Source organism: Paracoccus everestensis (assembly GCF_021491915.1).
Taxonomy (GTDB): Bacteria; Pseudomonadota; Alphaproteobacteria; order Rhodobacterales; family Rhodobacteraceae; genus Paracoccus; species Paracoccus everestensis.
The window spans coordinates 1,520,329-1,538,565 of record NZ_CP090836.1 but is presented as its reverse complement, the minus strand read 5'-3'; the positions used below and the strand labels follow the sequence as shown (position 1 = coordinate 1,538,565).

16 protein-coding genes and 1 tRNA gene are annotated in these 18,237 nt (G+C 63.4%); 3 read left to right on the top strand and 14 right to left on the bottom strand.

The genetic code is table 11. The features are described 5' to 3' along the window. Positions 1-37: 37 nt before the first annotated feature. On the top strand, positions 38-1,408 hold the full coding sequence (locus LZ585_RS07590; RefSeq protein WP_234853016.1) for a dicarboxylate/amino acid:cation symporter: 1,371 nt from the start codon (positions 38-40) through the stop codon (positions 1,406-1,408). Between the two features lie 54 nt (positions 1,409-1,462). Here LZ585_RS07590 and LZ585_RS07585 read toward each other — a convergent pair whose 3' ends face one another. From LZ585_RS07585 to LZ585_RS07550, 8 genes are read right to left on the bottom strand one after another with little or no spacing between them, the layout of a single operon-like run. Further along, on the bottom strand, positions 1,463-2,422 hold the full coding sequence (locus LZ585_RS07585; protein WP_234853015.1) for a 2-hydroxyacid dehydrogenase: 960 nt from the start codon (positions 2,420-2,422) through the stop codon (positions 1,463-1,465). Between the two features lie 7 nt (positions 2,423-2,429). Next, a complete protein-coding gene (ggt, locus tag LZ585_RS07580; RefSeq protein ID WP_234853014.1) occupies positions 2,430-4,028 on the bottom strand; it encodes a gamma-glutamyltransferase in 1,599 nt (532 codons plus the stop codon). A gap of 51 nt (positions 4,029-4,079) precedes the next feature. Continuing rightward, positions 4,080-5,678, bottom strand: coding sequence for a GMC family oxidoreductase (locus LZ585_RS07575; RefSeq protein WP_234853013.1), 1,599 nt, complete (start codon positions 5,676-5,678; stop codon positions 4,080-4,082). Continuing rightward, positions 5,678-6,676 (bottom strand): branched-chain amino acid ABC transporter permease, encoded by a 999-nt coding sequence (locus LZ585_RS07570; RefSeq protein ID WP_234853012.1) that lies wholly within the window; start codon positions 6,674-6,676, stop codon positions 5,678-5,680. The genes LZ585_RS07575 and LZ585_RS07570 overlap by 1 nt, the downstream gene beginning before the upstream one ends. 1 nt (position 6,677) lies before the next feature. Then, complete coding sequence (locus LZ585_RS07565; protein WP_234853011.1) at positions 6,678-7,565, bottom strand: branched-chain amino acid ABC transporter permease; 888 nt, start codon at positions 7,563-7,565, stop codon at positions 6,678-6,680. A 2-nt stretch (positions 7,566-7,567) separates the two neighbouring features. Continuing rightward, on the bottom strand, positions 7,568-8,272 hold the full coding sequence (locus LZ585_RS07560) for an ABC transporter ATP-binding protein (protein ID WP_234853010.1): 705 nt from the start codon (positions 8,270-8,272) through the stop codon (positions 7,568-7,570). Continuing rightward, complete coding sequence (locus LZ585_RS07555) at positions 8,269-9,048, bottom strand: ABC transporter ATP-binding protein (protein WP_234853009.1); 780 nt, start codon at positions 9,046-9,048, stop codon at positions 8,269-8,271. Before LZ585_RS07555 ends, LZ585_RS07560 begins: the two co-directional genes overlap by 4 nt. 9 nt (positions 9,049-9,057) lie before the next feature. Beyond that, a complete protein-coding gene (locus LZ585_RS07550) occupies positions 9,058-10,260 on the bottom strand; it encodes an ABC transporter substrate-binding protein (protein ID WP_234853008.1) in 1,203 nt (400 codons plus the stop codon). A 185-nt stretch (positions 10,261-10,445) separates the two neighbouring features. Between LZ585_RS07550 and LZ585_RS07545 the strand changes: the two genes are divergently transcribed. Both LZ585_RS07545 and LZ585_RS07540 read left to right on the top strand, forming a co-directional pair. Then, entirely contained in the window at positions 10,446-11,342 is an 897-nt protein-coding gene (locus LZ585_RS07545; protein ID WP_234853007.1) for a LysR family transcriptional regulator, read from the top strand. A 78-nt stretch (positions 11,343-11,420) separates the two neighbouring features. Beyond that, positions 11,421-12,890: an APC family permease gene (locus LZ585_RS07540; protein WP_234853006.1), complete on the top strand. Its 1,470-nt coding sequence runs from the start codon at positions 11,421-11,423 to the stop codon at positions 12,888-12,890. Between the two features lie 103 nt (positions 12,891-12,993). On the opposite strand, the gene LZ585_RS07535 is transcribed toward LZ585_RS07540, so the two are convergent. The 6 genes from LZ585_RS07535 to LZ585_RS07510 form a co-directional block, all read right to left on the bottom strand. Further along, positions 12,994-13,070: transfer RNA gene (locus LZ585_RS07535), tRNA-Arg, on the bottom strand. A gap of 39 nt (positions 13,071-13,109) precedes the next feature. Beyond that, positions 13,110-13,523, bottom strand: a complete 414-nt coding sequence (locus LZ585_RS07530) for a GNAT family N-acetyltransferase (protein ID WP_234853005.1) — start codon at positions 13,521-13,523, stop codon at positions 13,110-13,112. A gap of 160 nt (positions 13,524-13,683) precedes the next feature. After that, positions 13,684-14,193 carry a CarD family transcriptional regulator gene (locus LZ585_RS07525; protein ID WP_234853004.1) on the bottom strand — a complete coding sequence of 170 codons (510 nt, stop codon included), beginning with the start codon at positions 14,191-14,193 and terminating at the stop codon, positions 13,684-13,686. A gap of 322 nt (positions 14,194-14,515) precedes the next feature. Then, positions 14,516-14,854 (bottom strand): ferredoxin FdxA, encoded by a 339-nt coding sequence (gene fdxA / locus LZ585_RS07520; protein ID WP_234853003.1) that lies wholly within the window; start codon positions 14,852-14,854, stop codon positions 14,516-14,518. Between the two features lie 151 nt (positions 14,855-15,005). After that, positions 15,006-15,284 (bottom strand): RNA-binding S4 domain-containing protein, encoded by a 279-nt coding sequence (locus LZ585_RS07515; RefSeq protein WP_234853002.1) that lies wholly within the window; start codon positions 15,282-15,284, stop codon positions 15,006-15,008. Next, the gene (locus LZ585_RS07510; protein ID WP_234853001.1) at positions 15,281-18,235 is read right to left on the bottom strand and encodes a helicase-related protein; all 2,955 of its coding nucleotides are present in this window, start codon (positions 18,233-18,235) and stop codon (positions 15,281-15,283) included. The genes LZ585_RS07515 and LZ585_RS07510 overlap by 4 nt, the downstream gene beginning before the upstream one ends. Positions 18,236-18,237 lie beyond the last annotated feature (2 nt).

The window sequence follows — 18,237 nt, the reverse complement described above, 5'->3', positions numbered from 1 at the left end:
CGATCGCATCGACATACAGGCAGGAGGAGGCCTTTCCATGCAGTTGGACACTTCCGCGCATCCCATGGCCCATGAAAAACGGCCGTTCTATCGTCACCTTTACTTCCAGGTCATCATCGCCATCGCGGCGGGCGCCCTGCTGGGTCATTTCTATCCCCAAACGGGCGAGGCACTGAAGCCCCTGGGCGACGGCTTCATCAAGCTGGTCAAGATGATCATTGCCCCGGTCATCTTCCTGACCATCGTCACCGGCTTGGCGGGCATGGGATCGCTGCGCGGCGTTGGGTCCGTCGTGGGCAAGGCTTTCACCTATTTCCTGACCTTCTCGACCCTGGCTCTGATCGTGGGGCTGATCGTAGCCAACGTGATCCAGCCAGGTTCGGGAATGAACATCGACCCGGCATCCCTGGATTCCTCTACCGTGGCGACCTATACCGAAAAGGCGCATGAAACATCGCTGACCGGGTTTGTCATGGACATCATCCCGACCACGCTGGTGTCGGCCTTTGTCGAAGGCAACATCCTGCAGGTGCTGTTCGTCGCGATCCTGTTCGGCATCGGCCTGATCCTAGTGGGCGACAAGGGCAAGCCCGTGCTGAACATCCTGGAATCGGCCAGCTTTGCGATCTTCCGCGTGGTGGACATCCTGATGAAGGCAGCCCCCATCGGCGCCTTTGGTGCCTTTGCCTTTACCATCGGCAAATACGGCATCGCGTCGATCATGAACCTGGCGATGCTGGTGGGCACGTTCTACCTAACCTCGGCGTTGTTCGTGATCGTGATCCTGGGCACCGTGTGCATGGTCAACGGGTTCTCGATCTTCCGGCTGATTTCCTATCTGAAGGCGGAAATCCTGCTGGTCCTGGGAACGTCGTCGTCGGAATCCGCCCTGCCCTCGCTGATGGAAAAGATGGAAAAGGCAGGCTGCGCACGTCCCGTAGTGGGCCTTGTCGTGCCGACCGGCTACAGCTTCAACCTGGATGGCACCAACATCTACATGACGCTGGCCGCGCTGTTCATCGCACAGGCGACGAACACCGACCTCTCGCTGCAACAGCAGGTGCTGCTGCTGCTGGTCGCGATGCTGTCGTCCAAGGGTGCGGCGGGCGTCACGGGTGCGGGCTTCATCACGCTGGCCGCCACGCTGTCGGTGGTGCCGACCGTGCCTGTCGCCGGGATGGCGCTGATCCTGGGCGTGGACCGCTTCATGTCGGAATGCCGGTCGATCACCAACTTCATTGGCAATGCGGTTGCGACCGTGGTCGTCAGCCGCTGGCATGGCGCGCTGGACCGCGAACGGTTCGATGCCGTGATGGGCGGGCAGGATCCGGAAGACTTCATCGTTCCCGCCCCGGGGCTGGCCATGGCGCCCGCCGGCCTGCAGCTGGGTGAACGCAGCGCCGACTGACGCGCTTTTCCGCCAACATAAGGGCACCGCATCGCTGCGGTGCCTTTCCGTTTGTCAGACCAGAATGTCCATGTCGCGCGGCGGCGTGCCGTTCTGCACCGCCAGCAGGTTGTCCATCATCCGCGTGACAGACGGCGCAAAGCCGTTTGCATCCAACGCCCCCAGATGCGGGGTCAGGACAACCCGGTCCAGGCCCAGCAGCGAATTGTCAGGCGTGATCGGCTCGACCGAGAAGACGTCGATCCCGGCACCGCGCAGCCGGCCCTCGCGGAGCGCCTGGGCCAGGTCGGCTTCGACCAGAACCCCGCCCCGCGCGGCGTTGACCAGGATTGCGTCGGGCTTCATCAGCGCCAGGCGGCGGGCGTCGATCAGGTTCCGGGTGCTGTCGTTCAGGTCGCAATTCAGCGTCACGACATCGGACGCCGTCAGCAGCTCGTCCAAGGGCGCAAAGCGGGCATTCAGGTCCGCTTCCTCGGCCGAAGGCAGCGGGTTTCGCTTGGTGTACAGGATCGTGCAGCCAAAGGCGCGCAGCAGCCGGACTAATGCCTTGCCGATGCAGCCCATGCCGACGATGCCCACCGTGCGACCCGACAGGGTGATGGAACTGGGGGCGACCTGCCCCTTGGGCCAGCCCCCATTCAAAATGCCCACATGGCCGCGCACGATGTTGCGGTTCACGGCCAGGATCAGGCCCAGCGTCGTTTCGGCCACCGCAACCGCATTCGATCCGGTGGTCCGCAAGACCCGCACCACGTGCCGTTTCGCGGCGTCCAGGTCGATCCCGTCATAGCCCACGCCCCATTTATGAACTGCCCGCAGCCCGGGGCTGGCCATCATCGCCCCGGTCACGGGCATATCGCCGGTGATTGCAAAGCTGGCGCCTTGCAGCGCGGCAAGCTGGTCCTGGGGCGTGCGAGAGGCTGCTGTGGTCAGCACCCATCCCGGAGGCAGGAAGGGGCGGAGACGGTCCAGCCGTTCGGGGGCCGTGGGGTCGAGAAGGACAAGCTTGGTCATGGCTCTCTCAGATTACGAAACGAATGCCGGGGCGGGCCAGCCCGCCGCCCTGCGCCATGACGGTGCCGTCCGCCCGCCAGCAGCCTGCCCCGGTCATGGTGCCGTCGGGGGCAAAGCCGATGGCATTCATGCCGCCGCCGATGGTCTTGACCAGCCGCACGTCATGGCCCCTGGCGCGCATGGCCTCGGCTTGGAACGCATAGGCAGGCTCCAGTTCCAGGTGATGGCCTTCGGTCCACAAACGCGGCGCCTCGACCGCCTGTTGCAGGGTCATGTTGTGGTCGATCAGGTTGACGATGGCCTGCATGGCCGACGGAAAAATCCTCAGGCCGCCCGGAAGGCCAAGCGCATAGACCGGCTGCCCGTCACGCAGCACCATCATTGGTGCCATGGATGTCGGCACCCGCTTGCCCGGCACGATCGACAGCGCCCGCCCCGGCCGGGGGTCATAGTTCAACATATAGTTGTTGGGAATGATCCCCGTCCCCGGCACCATGAAGCAGGCACCCCACAGCCCGTTGATCGTATGCGTCGCGCTGACGATGGTGCCATCCGCGTCGGCCACCGTCACATGGGTCGTGTCGCGGCTTTCGTATGGCATCCGCTGGCGGGCGTAATCCTTGGACGTGAAGCGGTCCACCGGCACATCGACAAAGTCGGGATCGCCTGATGCGGCGCGGCGATCCTCGAACGCAAGGGCGATCGCTTGCGCCATCAGGCCCATCGTTTCGGGGCTGCCAAAACCCATTGTCCGCAGGTCGTGGGGTTCCAGCATATTCAGCATCTGCACAATGTGAACGCCCGAGGATGCAGGCGGCGGCGGGCCGACGATGACATGGCCGCGATAGGTGCCGGTGATCGCCTGCCTTTCGATGGCGCTTGCCGCAGTCAGGTCGGCCAGCGTGACGTGACCGTCGTCGGCCAGCCGGTCCGCCAGGGCGCGGCCCAGATCGCCGCCATGCAGGGCCGCGTCGCCCTGGGCTTGGATCAGCCGAAGGCTTTCGGCGTAATCGTTCATTACCAGGCGCGACCCCGGGTCCAGCGGCGCGCCATCGGGCAGCAGCATCCGCGCCATTTCAGGGTCCGCGCGCAGGTCATTCCCGTGTTCGATGATCGCGCCGTGCAGATAGGGGCTGACCACAAATCCCCGCGCCGCGACGCGGATGGCAGGTTCCACCACATCGGCCCAAGGCAGCCGCCCGTATCGGCGCTGCATCAGATACCAGCCGCGCAGGTTGCCCGGCACTGCGACGGCGGACGGCCCTATCGTGTTCCGCCGCCCCTTGGTGTCCATATACCTGTCGGGCACATCCGATACCGGCGTGAACATATCGGGCCGGGCGTTCTGCCCCGCCACCGACAGCGCGTCGAATACGACATGGCGTCCGTCAGCCAGCCGCAGATGCGCGATGCCGCCACCCGCGATGCCGACCATCATCGGCTCTACCACCGTCAGGGTCAGCAGCGCCGCAACCGCCGCATCCACGGCGTTGCCGCCAATGGCCAGCATCTCGGACCCCGCCATGGTGCCCATGGGGGCGTTCGTCACCACGACCCCCTGCGATCCCGATGCCGGGCGCTTTTCACAAACAAATGGCAAGGTCATGCTGATCGTTCCGTTGTTCGCGGCCAGCTTAGGCAAGGGACGAAGCGGCCATCAAGCCCGCGCATCCTCCAGCATCATGCGAGCGGCCTTTTCCGCGATCATCATCACCGGCGCATTGGTGTTGCCGCTGATGATTGTCGGCATGACCGAGGCATCCGCAATCCGCAACCGCCCCACCGCACGCATCCGCAAGCGCGGGTCCACGACCGAGGCGTCGTCCGCACCCATCCGGCAGGTGCCGACCGGGTGGAAGATCGTCGTGCCCACCGCGCCCGCAGCCTTGACCAGATCGTCGTCGGTCTGGAAGGCGATGCCGGGGACGTGCTCGCTTGGGTCAAAGCGCGTAAAGGCCGGTTGCGCCGCGATCTTGCGGGCCAGGCGAATGGCGCGGACCGCCACGTCCCGGTCGCCGGGGGTCGAAAGGTAATTGGGTCGGATCGCCGGATGCGCGCGAAAGTCCGGGCCGGTGACATGGACCGACCCCCGGCTTTCGGGCCGCAGGTTGCAGACGCTGGCGGTCATGGCCGGGAAGGCGTGGACCGGATCGCCGAACTTGTCCAGGCTGACGGGCTGGACGTGAAACTCCAGATCCGCGGTCGCCTTGTCGGGGCCGGATTTCGCGAAGATGCCCAACTGGCTGGGTGCCATGGACATGGGACCGGACCGTTTCAGCAGGTATTCCAGCCCAATGGATGCCTTGCCCAGCAGACGCGAGGCCTTTTCGTTCAGCGTCGGCACCCCATGCACCTTGTAGACCAGGCGCAGTTGCAGGTGGTCTTGCAGGTTTTCACCCACCCCAGCCGCCTCAACCTGCGGCGTGATGCCCGCTTCCTGCAACACCTCGCCGCGCCCGATGCCCGACTGTTCCAGGATCTGCACGGACCCTACGGCACCTGCCGACAGCACGGTTTCGCGCATGGCCCGTACTTCGCGCCGCTGCCCGCCATGGTGAAAGGCGACACCCGTGACCTCGCCCGCTTCAATCACCAAGCGTTCGACCTCGGCCCCGGTCAGCACCCGCAGGTTCGGACGGGACAGGACCGGGCGCAGAAAGGCCTTGGCCGCGCTCCAACGCCAGCCGGCGCGTTGGGTCACGTCGAAATATCCGCTGCCTTCATTATCGCCCCGGTTGAAATCCTCGGTGCGCGGGATGCCTGCCTGTTCGGCGGCCTCCATGAAGGCGTCCAGGACGGCCCAGCGGACCCGCGCGGTTTCCACCCGCAGCTCGCCCCCCGCACCATGCGCGTCATCGGCGCCGCGATAGAAATCCTCCTGATCGCGGAACAAGGGCAGGATGTCGTCCCAGCCCCAGCCGGTGCAGCCCATCTGGCGCCAACTGTCATAATCCGCCGCCTGCCCGCGCATATAGATCATGCCGTTGATCGACGAACTTCCGCCCAGCACCCGTCCACGCGGATAGAGCAGTTGGCGACCGCCCAACGCTTCCTCGGCCTGGGTTCGAAATCCCCAATCTGTGCGCGGATTGCCGATGCAATACAGGTATCCGACCGGGATATGGATCCAGTGGTAATTGTCGCGGCCCCCGGCCTCCAACAGCAGGACCCGCGTCCTGGGATCGGCGGACAGGCGGTTGGCCAGAACGCAACCGGCGCTGCCCGCGCCGATGACGATATAATCATAGCTTTCCATCAGCTTTCCGACCTGAAGCCCAGCTTGCGGCCCAGTTTGCTGGCGAAGAATTCGCCGATCAGACCGCGCCGGAAGACCAGCACGCAGACCATGAAGACCACGCCCGTGATGATCGTTACCGGAAAGTCCGAGGTGGCGAGATAGTTCTGCAGCGTCACCACCAGACCCGCGCCGACAACCGGCCCCGCCAGCGTGCCGATGCCGCCCAGCAGGGTCATCAGGATCACTTCGCCCGACATCTGCCAGGCCACGTCGGTCAGTGTCGCGAACTGGAAGATCAGCGCCTTGACGCCCCCTGCCAAGCCGGCCAGCGCCGCCGACATCACGAAGGCCCCCAGCTTGTAGCGGCTGACCGAATAGCCCAGCGAGATCGCGCGCTGTTCGTTTTCGCGAATTGATTTCAGGATCATCCCGAAAGGCGAGTTGACGAAGCGCCAGATGATCAGCATCCCCAGGATGAACACGGCCAGGACAAAGTAATACATGGTCATCGGCTGGCTCAGGTCGAAGATGCCGAACAGGGTGCCGCGCGGGACGGACTGGATGCCATCCTCGCCATGGGTAAAGCCTGCTTGCAGGCAGAAGAAAAAGAACATCTGCGACAAGGCAAGCGTGATCATCGCGAAATAGATGCCCTGGCGGCGGATGGCGATGGCACCCATGACCAGGCCCAGGGCAGCAGCGCCCAGAACGCCCAGCAGGATGCCCGCCTCGGGCGGCCAGCCCCAGACTTTGACCGCGTGTGCGGTGAAATAGGCCGCGCCCCCGAAGAAGGTGGCATGGCCAAAGGACAGAAGCCCCGTATAGCCCAGCAGCAGGTTGAAGGCCGCGGCGAACAGCCCGAAGGCCAGCAGTTTCATCAGGAAGATCGGATACAGGAACTGCGGCGCCAGCAGCAGCGCGGCCGCGATGATGGCCAGCAGGACAAGCTGGACTTGCCCGGCCCTGGGGTGGATGGCGATCTGTTCAGTCGCGATGGGTTCGGATTTGCCGGCCATGTCAGGCATCCTTTCCGAAAAGGCCCGCAGGCCGCAGGATCAAGACGATCGCCATGATGACAAAGACCACGATGTTGGATGCCTCGGGGTAGAAAACCTTGGTCAGCCCCTCGACCACACCCAGCATATAGCCGGTGACGATGGCCCCCAGGATCGACCCCATGCCGCCCACGACCACCACGGCAAAGACGATGATGATCAGGTTCGATCCCATCAGCGGGCTGACCTGATAGACCGGCGCCGCCAGCACCCCCGCAAAGGCCGCAAGCCCCGCCCCCAGCGCATAGGTCAGCGTCAGCAGCAACGGCACGTTGACGCCGAAGCTTTGCACCAGGGTCGGGTTCTCCGTGGCCGCGCGCAGGTATGCGCCCAGCTTCGTCTTCTCGATCATGAACCAGACCGCCAGGCAGACGATCAGCGAGGCGATCACCACCCAGCCGCGATAGATCGGCAAAAACATGAAGCCAAGGTTGACCGCGCCTGTCAGTTGCGACGGCGGGGCATAAGGCATCCCGGACGCCCCATAGAAATATCGGAACGTGCCTTCAATCGCCAAGGCAAGACCAAAGGTGAACAGCAATCCATAAAGATGGTCCAGCTTGTACAGGCGCGACAGCATCGTGCGTTCGATGATCGCCCCGAACAGGCCGACGATCAGCGGCGCGGCAATCAGCGCAAGCCAATAGTTGATGCCGCCGACCGTCAGCAGCAACAGCGCGACAAAGGCGCCCAGCATATATTGCGCACCATGCGCGAAGTTGATCACCCGCAGCAGGCCAAAGATGACGGCCAGCCCAAGCGACAGCAGCGCATAGAAGGATCCGTTGATCAGGCCGACAAGCAATTGGCCCATCAGCGCCTGAACAGGGATGCCAAAGATCATGGTCATGGTTACACCCCCAGTTCCCGATGCAGCAGGTCCATCCGGTTTGGCAGATCGGATACCGGGAATTCGGCGGTCATGGTGCCATGGTCCATCAGATAAAAGCGATCCGCGACCTTGGCGGCAAAGCGGAAGTTCTGTTCCACCAGCACCACGGTCATGCCGCGTTGTTTCAGTTTGCGCAGCACGTCGCCAATGGCGTTGATGATGACCGGGGCCAGCCCCTCGGTCGGCTCGTCCAGCAAAAGGCAACGCGCCCCGGTGCGCAGGATCCGCGCCATGGCCAGCATCTGCTGTTCGCCCCCCGACAGCTTGGTGCCGGGGCTGTTGCGGCGTTCCTGAAGGTTGGGGAACAGGTCATAGATCTCGGCCACCGACATGCCGCCATCGGCGACCTTTGGCGGCAGCATCAGGTTTTCCTCAACAGAAAGGGTCGCGAAGATTCCGCGTTCCTCGGGGACGAAGCCCAGGCCCGCGCGGGCGGTCTTGTGCAGCGGCACGGACATCATGTCGCGGCCCGCGAATGTGATGCGGCCCGTGCGCTTGCGCAGGATGCCCATGATCGTGCGCAGCGTCGTGGTCTTGCCCATGCCGTTGCGGCCCAGGATGCAGATCATCTCGCCTTCGTTGACGTGCAGATCGACGCCGTGCAGCACATGGCTTTCGCCATACCAAGCTTGCAGCCCGGCGGTTTCCAGAAGCGGGGCCGTCATGCTTCGGTTCCCATATAGGCGGTGCGAACGCGCGGATCGGCAGAGACAGAGGCGTAATCGCCGGTCGCGATGATCTCGCCCCGTTGCAGCACGGTGACGTGATGGCAGATGTCGGCGACCACGGTCAGGTTATGTTCGACCATCAGCACGGCGCGGGTGCGCGCCACGTCGCGGATGATTTCCGCCACCATGCGCACGTCTTCCTGACCCATTCCCGCCATCGGTTCGTCCAGCAACAGAACCTCGGGATCAAGGGCGAGGGTCGTCGCAATCTCCAGCACGCGCTTGCGGCCATAGGACAGGTCGGCGGCGCGATGATCGCGGTATGGGGTCAGGCCCAGGTGGTCGATCAGTTCATCCGCACGCGCGTTCAGCCGGTCCAGCGAGGACAGGGGTTTCCAGAACTGCACCGCCAAGCCCGCCGGACGCTGCAACGCGACCTTGACGTTTTCCCGCACGGTCAGGTGCGGGAACACGGCCGAGATCTGGAACGACCGAACCAGCCCCATCCGCGCCACCTTGTCGGGCTTGGTCTGGGTGATGTCCTGGCCCAGCAGCGTGATCTTGCCGCGCGTCGGTTGCAGGAACTTGGTCAGCAGGTTGAAGACGGTCGTTTTGCCCGCGCCGTTCGGTCCGATCAGCGCATGAATGCGCGCGTGTTCCACATCCAGATCGACATTGTTGACAGCGGTGAAGCCGGCGAAATCCTTGCCGAGGCCGCGGGCGGTCAGCACCACCCGCGGTTCGGTTTGCGTCATGGCAGGCGCAACGTTCATTTGCGCGCCTTACTGGGTGACAAGCGGGCAGCCGCTTTCAGCCGGATCCAGATAGGCTTCGCTGCCGGGGATCGTCGCCAGGACGTTGTAATAGTCCCATTCTTCGGTGATGTCGGCAGGGGCCTTCACCTCCATCAGGTAGACGTCCTTGATCAGGCGACCGTTGGCGCCGACCTTGCCGTCCTGGGCAAAGACGTCGTTCACGGGCAGTTCATGCAGCTTGGCGGCAACGGCTTCGGTTTCATCCGTTCCGGCAGCCTCGATGGCCTTCAGATAGGACATGACGGTCGAATAGGTGCCGGCATGGATCATGTTCGGCATCGACCCGGTGCGTTCCATGAAGCGGCGGCCGAATTCCTCGGACTCGGCGTTACGCTTCCAATAGAAGCTTTCGGTCAGGTTCAGGCCCTGTGCGGCCTCGGCCCCCAGGCCGTGGACATCCGCCAGCGTGAACAGCAGCGCCGCCAGCTTTTGCCCGCCTTGGGTGATCCCGAATTCGGCGGCCTGCTTAATGGCGTTCTGCGTGTCGGCACCTGCATTGGCCAGACCGATGACCTTTGCCCCGGACGCCTGCGCCTGCAACAGGAAGGACGAGAAATCGGTGGACGCCAGCGGATGCCGGACGGAACCGGCAATCGTGCCGCCTTTTTCCGTGACAAAGGCACTGGTCTGTTCTTCCAACGAATAGCCAAAGGCGTAATCGGCGGTCAAGAAGAACCAGCTGTCCCCGCCTTCCTGCACCAGGGCGCCGCCCGTGCCCACGGCCAAGGCGTGGGTGTCATAAGCCCAGTGGAAACCATAGGGCGAACATTGCGCGCCGGTCAGCTCGGTCGTTGCAGCCCCCGTGGTCATGGTGATCTTCTGTTTCTCGGTGGACAAAGCCTGAACGGCGAGCGCCACCGAAGAAGTGGTCAGCTCCATGATGCTGTCCACCTGTTCGGTGTCATACCACTGGCGCGCGATGTTCGACGCGATGTCGGCCTTGTTCTGGTGGTCGGCAGTCACGACCTCGATCGGCGCGTCCAGAACCTTGCCGCCGAAATCCTCGACCGCCATCAGGGCGGCTTCATAGGAATTCTTACCGCCAAAGTCGGAATAAACGCCGGATTGGTCGTTCAGAATGCCGATCTTGACGGTGCCGTCCGATATCTCGGCCACGGCAGGTGCGGCAATCAGGCCGACAGACGCGGCCGACAACAAGAGTTTACGCATTCAACCTCCCTTGGGCATGATCCATCAATGCTGCGGTTCGTGCCGCGGCTTGGGATGATGTCCTGTCCATAATGACGAAGGCCTCTCCACCAGCCTTCGTTCGACGAAAGGATGACCTCAAAGTCACTTTGACACAAGCGTTCAATGCAGTCTAATTTCGTTCAGGTTATGAACAAATTTGAACAATGACGCTTAGCTGGGATGATCTCCAGTTCTTCCTTGCCGTCGCGCGCGAAGGCCAGTTGTCGCGGGCCGCGCGGCTGTTGGGCACGTCGCACGTCACCGTGTCGCGACGGATCGACCGTCTTGAACAGGCGCTGAACACCCGGCTGTTCGAGCGCAACCCGCGAGGATACGAACCGACCCCCGCCGGCCGCCGGCTTGTGGAAACCGCCGAGCGGATGGAGGAAGCAGCCGACCAGATTCCCGTCGATCAGGGCGCCGCATCCCGCCAGGCCGGGCCGCTGCGGCTGGCCGTGCCCGAAGGCTTTGCCAGCCTGTTTTCCCAGCATCTGTGGCCCGATTTCATCGCACAGTTCCCGCTGATCTCGCTGGAGCTGATCACCATGCCGCAGATCCTGTCCTTGTCTCGGCGCGAGGCGGATATGTCGGTGACGCTGGATCCGATTTCCAGCGGGCCATATCGGTCCGAACGGATGGCCAATTACACCCTGCATCTTTACGCGACCGCCGCCTATCTGGCCACCAACCCCCCCATCGCCAGCCGAGAGGATCTGCGCCGCCACCGCATCATCGGCTATATCGAGGAAATGATCTTTGCCCCCGGCCTGGACTACCTGAACGAAGTCTTGCCGGGAATTCGCGCGTCCATCAAGAGTTCCAGTGTATTCAATCAGTTGGCAGCGTCTCGGAACCATCTTGGGATTGCTGTTCTGCCCCATTACATCGCGTCGAAATATCCTGAATTGCGGATCGTCCTTCCCGACGAAATCACCTTGAACCGCAGCTATTGGCTGACCTGTCACCGCGACGTGCGGACGATGCGCCGGGAACGCGCGGTGATTGCTTTCCTGACCGACAGCCTGCGGGCGCGAGGGTCCGAACTGGTGCGCCCGGCCTGAGCCTTGCGCGATTCCGCTTGCCGCGGCGCAACCGGAGGATCAACTTTGACATTAACGTGATGTCAAGGGAGGTGGGATATGCAAGACGCACTTCAAGCCGGGGCAGCTGCCGCGCCGCATCAGCCCGAACTGCACCGGGTCATGGGTCCAAAGCTGTTGTTGCTGTTCATTGTCGGCGACATCCTGGGAACCGGTGTTTATGCCCTGACCGGCACCGTCGCGGCCGAGGTGGGGGGTGCTGCCTGGGCGCCTTTCCTGATCGCGTTCCTGGTCGCCACCATCACCGCCCTGTCCTATCTTGAACTGGTGACCCGCTTTCCCCAGGCCGCGGGCGCAGCGCTTTATGCCCATCGCGCATTCGGCGTTCATTTCCTGACCTTCCTCGTGGCCTTTACCGTGATGTGTTCAGGGATTACCTCGGCCTCGACTGCATCGAATGCCTTCGCGGGGTTCCTGAACGACGGCTTCGGCCTGGGCTTCCAGAAGGGAGGCGCGGGGATCCTGCTGATCGCGTTAGGCTTCATGGCCCTTGTCGCGGCGATCAACCTGCGCGGGGTGGGCGAAAGCGTCAAGGCGAACGTCATCCTGACCTGCGTCGAACTGACCGGGTTGTTGATGATCATCTTCGTGGGGTTCTACGCCATGGCCCAGGGCCGCGCCGATTTTTCCGAAGTGATGGTCTTTCAGTCGTCCGAGGAAAAGGGCGCCTTCCTGTCCCTGACCGCAGCGACCGCCCTTGCCTTCTTCGCCATGGTGGGCTTCGAGGATTCGGTCAACATGGCCGAGGAGGTCAAGGATCCCGTCCGCATCTTCCCCCGCATCATGCTGACCGGGCTGGCGATCACCGGGGTGATCTATGTCCTTGTGTCGATCTGCGCGGTGGCCCTGGTGCCGGTGGGCGATTTATCGAATCCCGAACTTGGGTCGGCCCTGACCCAGGTGGTCCGCGCAGGCGCTCCGAACCTGCCCTTTGACACTATCTTCCCGTTCATCGGGATGTTCGCGGTGGCCAATTCGGCGCTGATCAACATGATGATGGCCAGCCGTCTGATCTATGGCCTTGCGCGCCAGGGGGTGCTGCCGCACGGGTTGGGGCTGGTCCATCGGCAGCGGCGCACGCCCTGGGTGGCGATCCTGTTCACGACCGCTCTGGCCTTTGGGCTGATCTGGTTCGTGGTGACGCGTTCGGACCTGCCTGCCGTCAGTCTTCTGGGCGGCACGACATCGCTGCTGCTGCTGTGCGTGTTCACCGTCGTCAACATCTCGCTGATCGTGCTGCGCCGCCAGCCGTCCGGGCGTGACCATTTTCGCGCGCCCTGGATCACGCCATGGATCGGCGCCGTGACCTGCGCCTTTCTGGTGGGACCATGGGCGCGCAGCGCGGCACAGATGGACCAATACCGCATCGCAGGCTGGCTGCTGGGCTTGGGGGTGGTGCTATGGGCCGCGACATGGCTTTGGAACAAGGCGCGCCGCAAACCCCATCCGGGCAGCTTGGGCGACATCGAGCAGATGCGCGAACATCATGGCGATTCACCCCGCAATTGAGGGCCGGATCCTTTCGTCGATCGGAAGGGTGGTACGCCTGTGCCGTGGCCACAAACGTATGCCCCCGTTTGAGGGGGATACAGCAGGCAATGCGAAGAAGTAGTGGCGATCCCGGGACGACTCGAACGCCCAACCTAGTGATTAGAAGTCACTTGCTCTATCCAGTTGAGCTACGGGACCTTCAGGGCAGTTTTGCGGGATCGCGGGCCGATGTGCAAGTCACAGCGCAAGGGTCATGAAGACGCTGTTGGGATCGGGACGATAAGTCCCGAAGGGCGGGCATTCGACGAAACCGCCCTGTCCATACAGCCCGCGCGCGGCAGCAAAACTGGGCTGGGCGCCGGTTTCCAGCGACAGATGCGCCAAGCCGGACCTGCGCGCATGACCGATCAGACGGTCCAGCATCAGCCGCGACAGGCCAGCCCCCCGCGCTTCGGTCAAGACGTGCATGGACTTGATTTCGCCATGCGTCGAGTCAAGTCGTTTCAGTGCGGCCATTCCGACCGGCACGCCTGCCCGGCGCAGCACGAAAAAGTCGATGTCAGGCGAGACCAGCGTTTCGCGCGGCATCATGTGAATGGATTCGGGCGGGGTATCGGCGTGCATTTCTACCGTGTGACGCCCAAACATCATGGCCAGGTCGTCAGCGAGAGGTGATTCCACGGCAAAGGAAAGGGTTTCTGTCACATCGACCTCGCTGGATGCGGCAAAATTAGCCGGGATTGCAGGGGACGGCAATCGGGCAGCAAAAAGGCGGCCCAATGGCCGCCCTTGTCGCATCGTCAAGGCCTGCTCAGGCGGCGCGGGACAGCAGGACTTCCTCGACCCGCTTCTGGGCGGTGCCTTCGTCCAAGCCGTTGACTGCCGCAACTTCACGGGTCAGCCGATCCAGGGCGGCTTCGTAAAGCTGGCGTTCGGAATAGGACTGTTCGCGCTGATCGTCGTTGCGGTGCAGGTCGCGCACGACCTCGGCAATCGACATCAGGTCGCCCGAATTGATCTTCTGGTCGTATTCCTGCGCACGGCGCGACCACATGGCGCGCTTGACCCGGGCCTTGCCCTTCAGGGTTTCCAGGGCGCGGTCGATCAGGTCGGGCGTTGACAAGCTGCGCATACCGATTTCGGACGCACGGGCGGTCGGAACCCGCAGGGTCATCTTGTCCTTTTCAAAGGAAATCACAAACATCTCCAGCCGCAGGCCAGCAACTTCCTGTTCGTCGATCGACACGATGCGGCCGACGCCATGGGCAGGATAGACAACAAAATCGTCAGGACGGAATTCGTTTTTCTTGGTCTTGGACATCTGGCTTCCTCTGGATAGTGTCTTTAGAAGGACACAAAGAACCGAAAGCGGCATATGCCACCTTCGGTCTGTGTATTGATCAGGATGTTATCCCTGCCTGGCAGAAGGCAAGGGATCGACAGTTCGGGGCGCACATCGTCTGGGCCTCTGACTCCCATCAGATGCGAATGTTTGCTGAACATATCACAAACAAGGCGCTAAAAAAAGCATCCTGTGGAACGTATTTCATTCATGGTGAAAACAGAAAGAAACTTTCGGATTCAATAGGCTATCGAATAGCTGACAACATTCCGGCCCTGCCGGATGCTCCGAATCGCGATAATCAGTCGCTTTCGCCAGGAGCTTCGGAGAAATATTTCGCCAGCTTGCCCGGCACCCCGTCCATTTCAGTGGCAGTGGGCAGGGGTTCTTTCTTCTGCGTGATGACCGGCCAGATTTCCGAATATTTCCGGTTGAACTCGACCCATTCGTCCATCGCCGGTTCGGTATCGGGGCGGATTGCATCTGCGGGGCATTCGGGTTCGCACACGCCGCAGTCGATGCATTCGTCGGGATGGATGACCAGCGTGTTCTCGCCCTCGTAGAAGCAATCCACGGGGCAGACCTCGACACAGTCGGTGTATTTGCACATGATGCAATTATCGGTCACGACATAGGTCATTGCAGGCTCCATTCCGTCCGAAGGCTAGTTACGCCCCGGCATCCGATCATTCAAGGCCGCAGCTTTGGAAAAGACTGCGGTTCCCTATAGGCTTCAAGGGCCAAAAGTCTTTCCTGCGCATCACTTCAGCCGCAGAACCGAACAAGGATGGTCAGGCCGTTGCGTCCAGGTCGTGATACAGGCCCTGGGCCTCGGCGGCAGGGCCGCGCCGCTGTCCAAGCGCGGTGATTTCCAGAACACGCACCTGGCCGAAGGCAGAGACAACAATCCGGTCGCCAGGCCGCACCAGCTTGCCCGGCTTGTTGCAGGGCTGGTCGTTCACACGGATTCCGCCCCCCTCGATCCGTTCGACGGCAATCGCGCGGGACTTGAAGACCCGCGCGAAAAACAACCACTTGTCCAGACGAAGCCCGTCCGGGCCTTCCGTCACTTCTTGTCCTTCAAGGCCGCAAGGATCGCAAAGGGGCTATCAGGATCAGCCTTCTTTTCAGGCCGGGACGAGAAGGTCGCAGGCTTGTTGTGCTGCGGCTTGCCCCCGCCCTTCTTGAAGTTGTCCTTGCCGCGCGGCTTGCCACCATCGCCGTAATCGCGCTTTTCACGATGTTCCCGGTTCGGACGACCGCCTTCGGGCCGGTCGGGACGCTCGCCCTGGGCCGGGCGTTCGCCTTGACCACGGTCCTGGCGTTCGGCGCGAGGCTCGCGCGGCGCGTCCTGCGGGGCCGCGTCGCGGCGCGGGCCGTTGCGGCGGCCTTGGCCCTCTCCCTGCGGACGGCGGTTCGGACGGGGCTTGGGCGCCCAGCGGAAGGTATAGAACACCTCCATTTCAGGGGCCGGTTCCTCGACCACCTCGCCCGCGGCCTCGGCCTCGGCACGGCGTTTCTCGGCCTGCTCGGCTTCCCAGCGGGCGCGGGTTTCAGCGGCGAGGACGCTTTCCTCCTCGGTCAGCGGGGCGTCGGATGCCTCGCCCTCGGGCACGGGCAACACGACGGGCGCCTCGGCGGCCTTGACCTTGGCCCGCTCACCTTTTTCGGCAGCATAGCCTAGGCCTTCCATCAGGCGCGAAAACTGTTCCAGCGTCATGCCCGTGATCGACAGCATATCGGGATTGGCCTCGAACCCGGCGCGCGTTTCCTGGGTGCGCAGCAGGTCGGCCAGCCGTTCCAGCATATCGATGCGGATGGCACGCTCGCCTGCCGGTCGGTATCCCGACAGCGTGTAATGCTGTTCCGGCACCTCGGCGATATGCGGGATCGTCACCAGGCCGGGGGGCGGGCTTTCCGGGAAGGTGTCCAGACCTTCGGCCAGCGACCACAACACCAGCCGAAGCCGGGTTGGCGCGGGCTTCAGCAGCGCGGGCATGAAGATCGTGAACTGGCCAAAGCGGACGCCGTGCTTGCGCAGCGCGCCGCGCGCGTCCTGATCCAGTTCCTTGACCTCGTGCGCCACGCCGTCGCGCGGCAGGATGCCCAGGGATTCCACCAAGCGAAAGGCAAAGCCGCGCGCAAGGCCGGTCAGCGCCTCGTCTTTCTGCAGCGTCAGCAGGGGTTCGAACAGCGCGGCAATCTTGCGGTCGATGAAATGCTGCAGGCGGCGCTTGACCTTGTCGGCGATCTCGGACCCTGCCTCCTCGTCCACGAAGACCTCGACGCCCGGATGCAGGGCATCAGAACCGCGCACCAGCTTGCCGATGGCGGCACTGCCCCACATCAGACCGCCTTGCTCGGTATAATCAAGCTCGGGGTCCGGCGCGTTATAGAAGCGGTCGGCCCGCAGGTGGAACTCGGGGCGCAGCGCCTCGTAGCTGGCGCGGTTCAGCATCCGGGCCTCGTCCGCCGATCCGGTCTGGTCGGGGCGAAAACGGAAACCGTCCAGACGGCCGGCGAATTCGCCTTCGACCGTCACTTCGCCCTTGTCGTTCACTTCGGCCACAAGGCTCTCCTTCTGCTTGAGCCGGCGCAGCAGCACGGATGTGCGCCGGTCCACAAATCGTTGGGTCAGTGCCGCGTGCAACGCGTCCGACAAGCGGTCTTCTACCGCGCGCGTTTCCCCGCGCCAATGGCTTTCGTCCTGAACCCAGCCGGATCTCTGCGCGACATAGGTCCAGGTGCGGATATAGGCCAGCCGTTTCGACAGCGCGTCGATGTCGCCCTGCGTCAGGTCGATGCGCTTGATGGCATTGGCCAGCCAATCCGAAGGTATCGCCCCATCCTGCAGGAAGCCGAAGATTCGCGCCAGAAGCGTGGTATGTTCCGCAGGCGAGATGCCCCGGAAATCGGGCACCCGGCAGACATCCCACAGCAGGCGCACATCCTTTCCGCCCCCTACCCGGTCGCGGATTTCAGGAAACTCGCGCAAGGTCTTCAGCGCCTGCACGTCGTCGGCATCGCGCCCCCGTCCCAGCAGCGCGTGGCCCGAAGGCGATTCCAGGCTTTCCACCAGCCGGTCCATGGTACCGAACTGCAGGTCCGTGTTGCGCCAGGTCAGCCGCTGGATAGGCGCGAAGCGGTGGTTCTCGATGGCATCGATCAGGCCCTCGTCCAGGATCTCGGCCTCGCCCGTCACGCCAAAGGTGCCGGATTCGGTATGGCGTCCGGCGCGGCCCGCAATCTGGCCGATCTCGTGGGGAAACAGCGGGCGGACGCGGCGGCCATCGAACTTATGGGTCGCCGAAAAGGCGACGTGCCGGATATCCAGGTTCAAGCCCATGCCGATAGCGTCAGTGGCAACCAGGTAATCGACCTCTCCGGCCTGATACATCGCCACCTGGGCGTTGCGCGTGCGGGGTGACAATGCGCCCATGACGACCGCGCAGCCGCCCTTCTGGCGCCGGATCAGTTCGGCCATGGCATAGACATCATCGACGCTGAACCCGACGATGGCGGACCGCGGGGGCATCCGCGACAGCTTCTTCGACCCCGACCAGGATAGTTGCGACAGCCGGTCGCGCCGCTGGAACTGGACACCGGGGATCAGCGCCGCGATGGCGGGGCGCATGGTGTCGCTGCCCAGCAGCAGCGTTTCGTGCAAGCCCCGCATCCGCAGCAGGCGGTCGGTGAACACGTGCCCGCGTTCGGGATCGGCGCATAACTGGATCTCGTCGATGGCGACGAAATCCGCGCCGATCTCGGGCATCGCCTCGGTCGTGGCGACCCAGTATTGCACGCGTTCGGGAACGATGCGCTCCTCGCCGGTGACAAGGGCCACGACGGATGGACCGCGTGCCTTGACGATCCGGTCATAAACCTCTCGCGCCAGCAGGCGCAGCGGCAGGCCGATCACGCCGGTGCGATGCGCCAGCATCCGCTCGATGGCGTAATGCGTCTTCCCGGTATTGGTGGGACCAAGGATGGCCGTTACGCGGCCGCGTTCATGAACTGTCATGG

Coding starts and splice junctions, on each gene's coding strand:
- LZ585_RS07530 (WP_234853005.1), bottom strand. CDS start 13,523: ATGATGTTTGGGCGTCACACGGTAGAAATGCACGCCGATACCCCGCCC.
- LZ585_RS07540 (WP_234853006.1), top strand. CDS start 11,421: ATGCAAGACGCACTTCAAGCCGGGGCAGCTGCCGCGCCGCATCAGCCC.
- LZ585_RS07590 (WP_234853016.1), top strand. CDS start 38: ATGCAGTTGGACACTTCCGCGCATCCCATGGCCCATGAAAAACGGCCG.
- LZ585_RS07570 (WP_234853012.1), bottom strand. CDS start 6,676: ATGGCCGGCAAATCCGAACCCATCGCGACTGAACAGATCGCCATCCAC.
- LZ585_RS07585 (WP_234853015.1), bottom strand. CDS start 2,422: ATGACCAAGCTTGTCCTTCTCGACCCCACGGCCCCCGAACGGCTGGAC.
- LZ585_RS07565 (WP_234853011.1), bottom strand. CDS start 7,565: ATGACCATGATCTTTGGCATCCCTGTTCAGGCGCTGATGGGCCAATTG.
- LZ585_RS07575 (WP_234853013.1), bottom strand. CDS start 5,678: ATGGAAAGCTATGATTATATCGTCATCGGCGCGGGCAGCGCCGGTTGC.
- LZ585_RS07525 (WP_234853004.1), bottom strand. CDS start 14,193: ATGTCCAAGACCAAGAAAAACGAATTCCGTCCTGACGATTTTGTTGTC.
- LZ585_RS07510 (WP_234853001.1), bottom strand. CDS start 18,235: ATGACAGTTCATGAACGCGGCCGCGTAACGGCCATCCTTGGTCCCACC.
- LZ585_RS07550 (WP_234853008.1), bottom strand. CDS start 10,260: ATGCGTAAACTCTTGTTGTCGGCCGCGTCTGTCGGCCTGATTGCCGCA.
- LZ585_RS07545 (WP_234853007.1), top strand. CDS start 10,446: ATGACGCTTAGCTGGGATGATCTCCAGTTCTTCCTTGCCGTCGCGCGC.
- fdxA (WP_234853003.1), bottom strand. CDS start 14,854: ATGACCTATGTCGTGACCGATAATTGCATCATGTGCAAATACACCGAC.
- LZ585_RS07560 (WP_234853010.1), bottom strand. CDS start 8,272: ATGACGGCCCCGCTTCTGGAAACCGCCGGGCTGCAAGCTTGGTATGGC.
- LZ585_RS07555 (WP_234853009.1), bottom strand. CDS start 9,048: ATGAACGTTGCGCCTGCCATGACGCAAACCGAACCGCGGGTGGTGCTG.
- ggt (WP_234853014.1), bottom strand. CDS start 4,028: ATGACCTTGCCATTTGTTTGTGAAAAGCGCCCGGCATCGGGATCGCAG.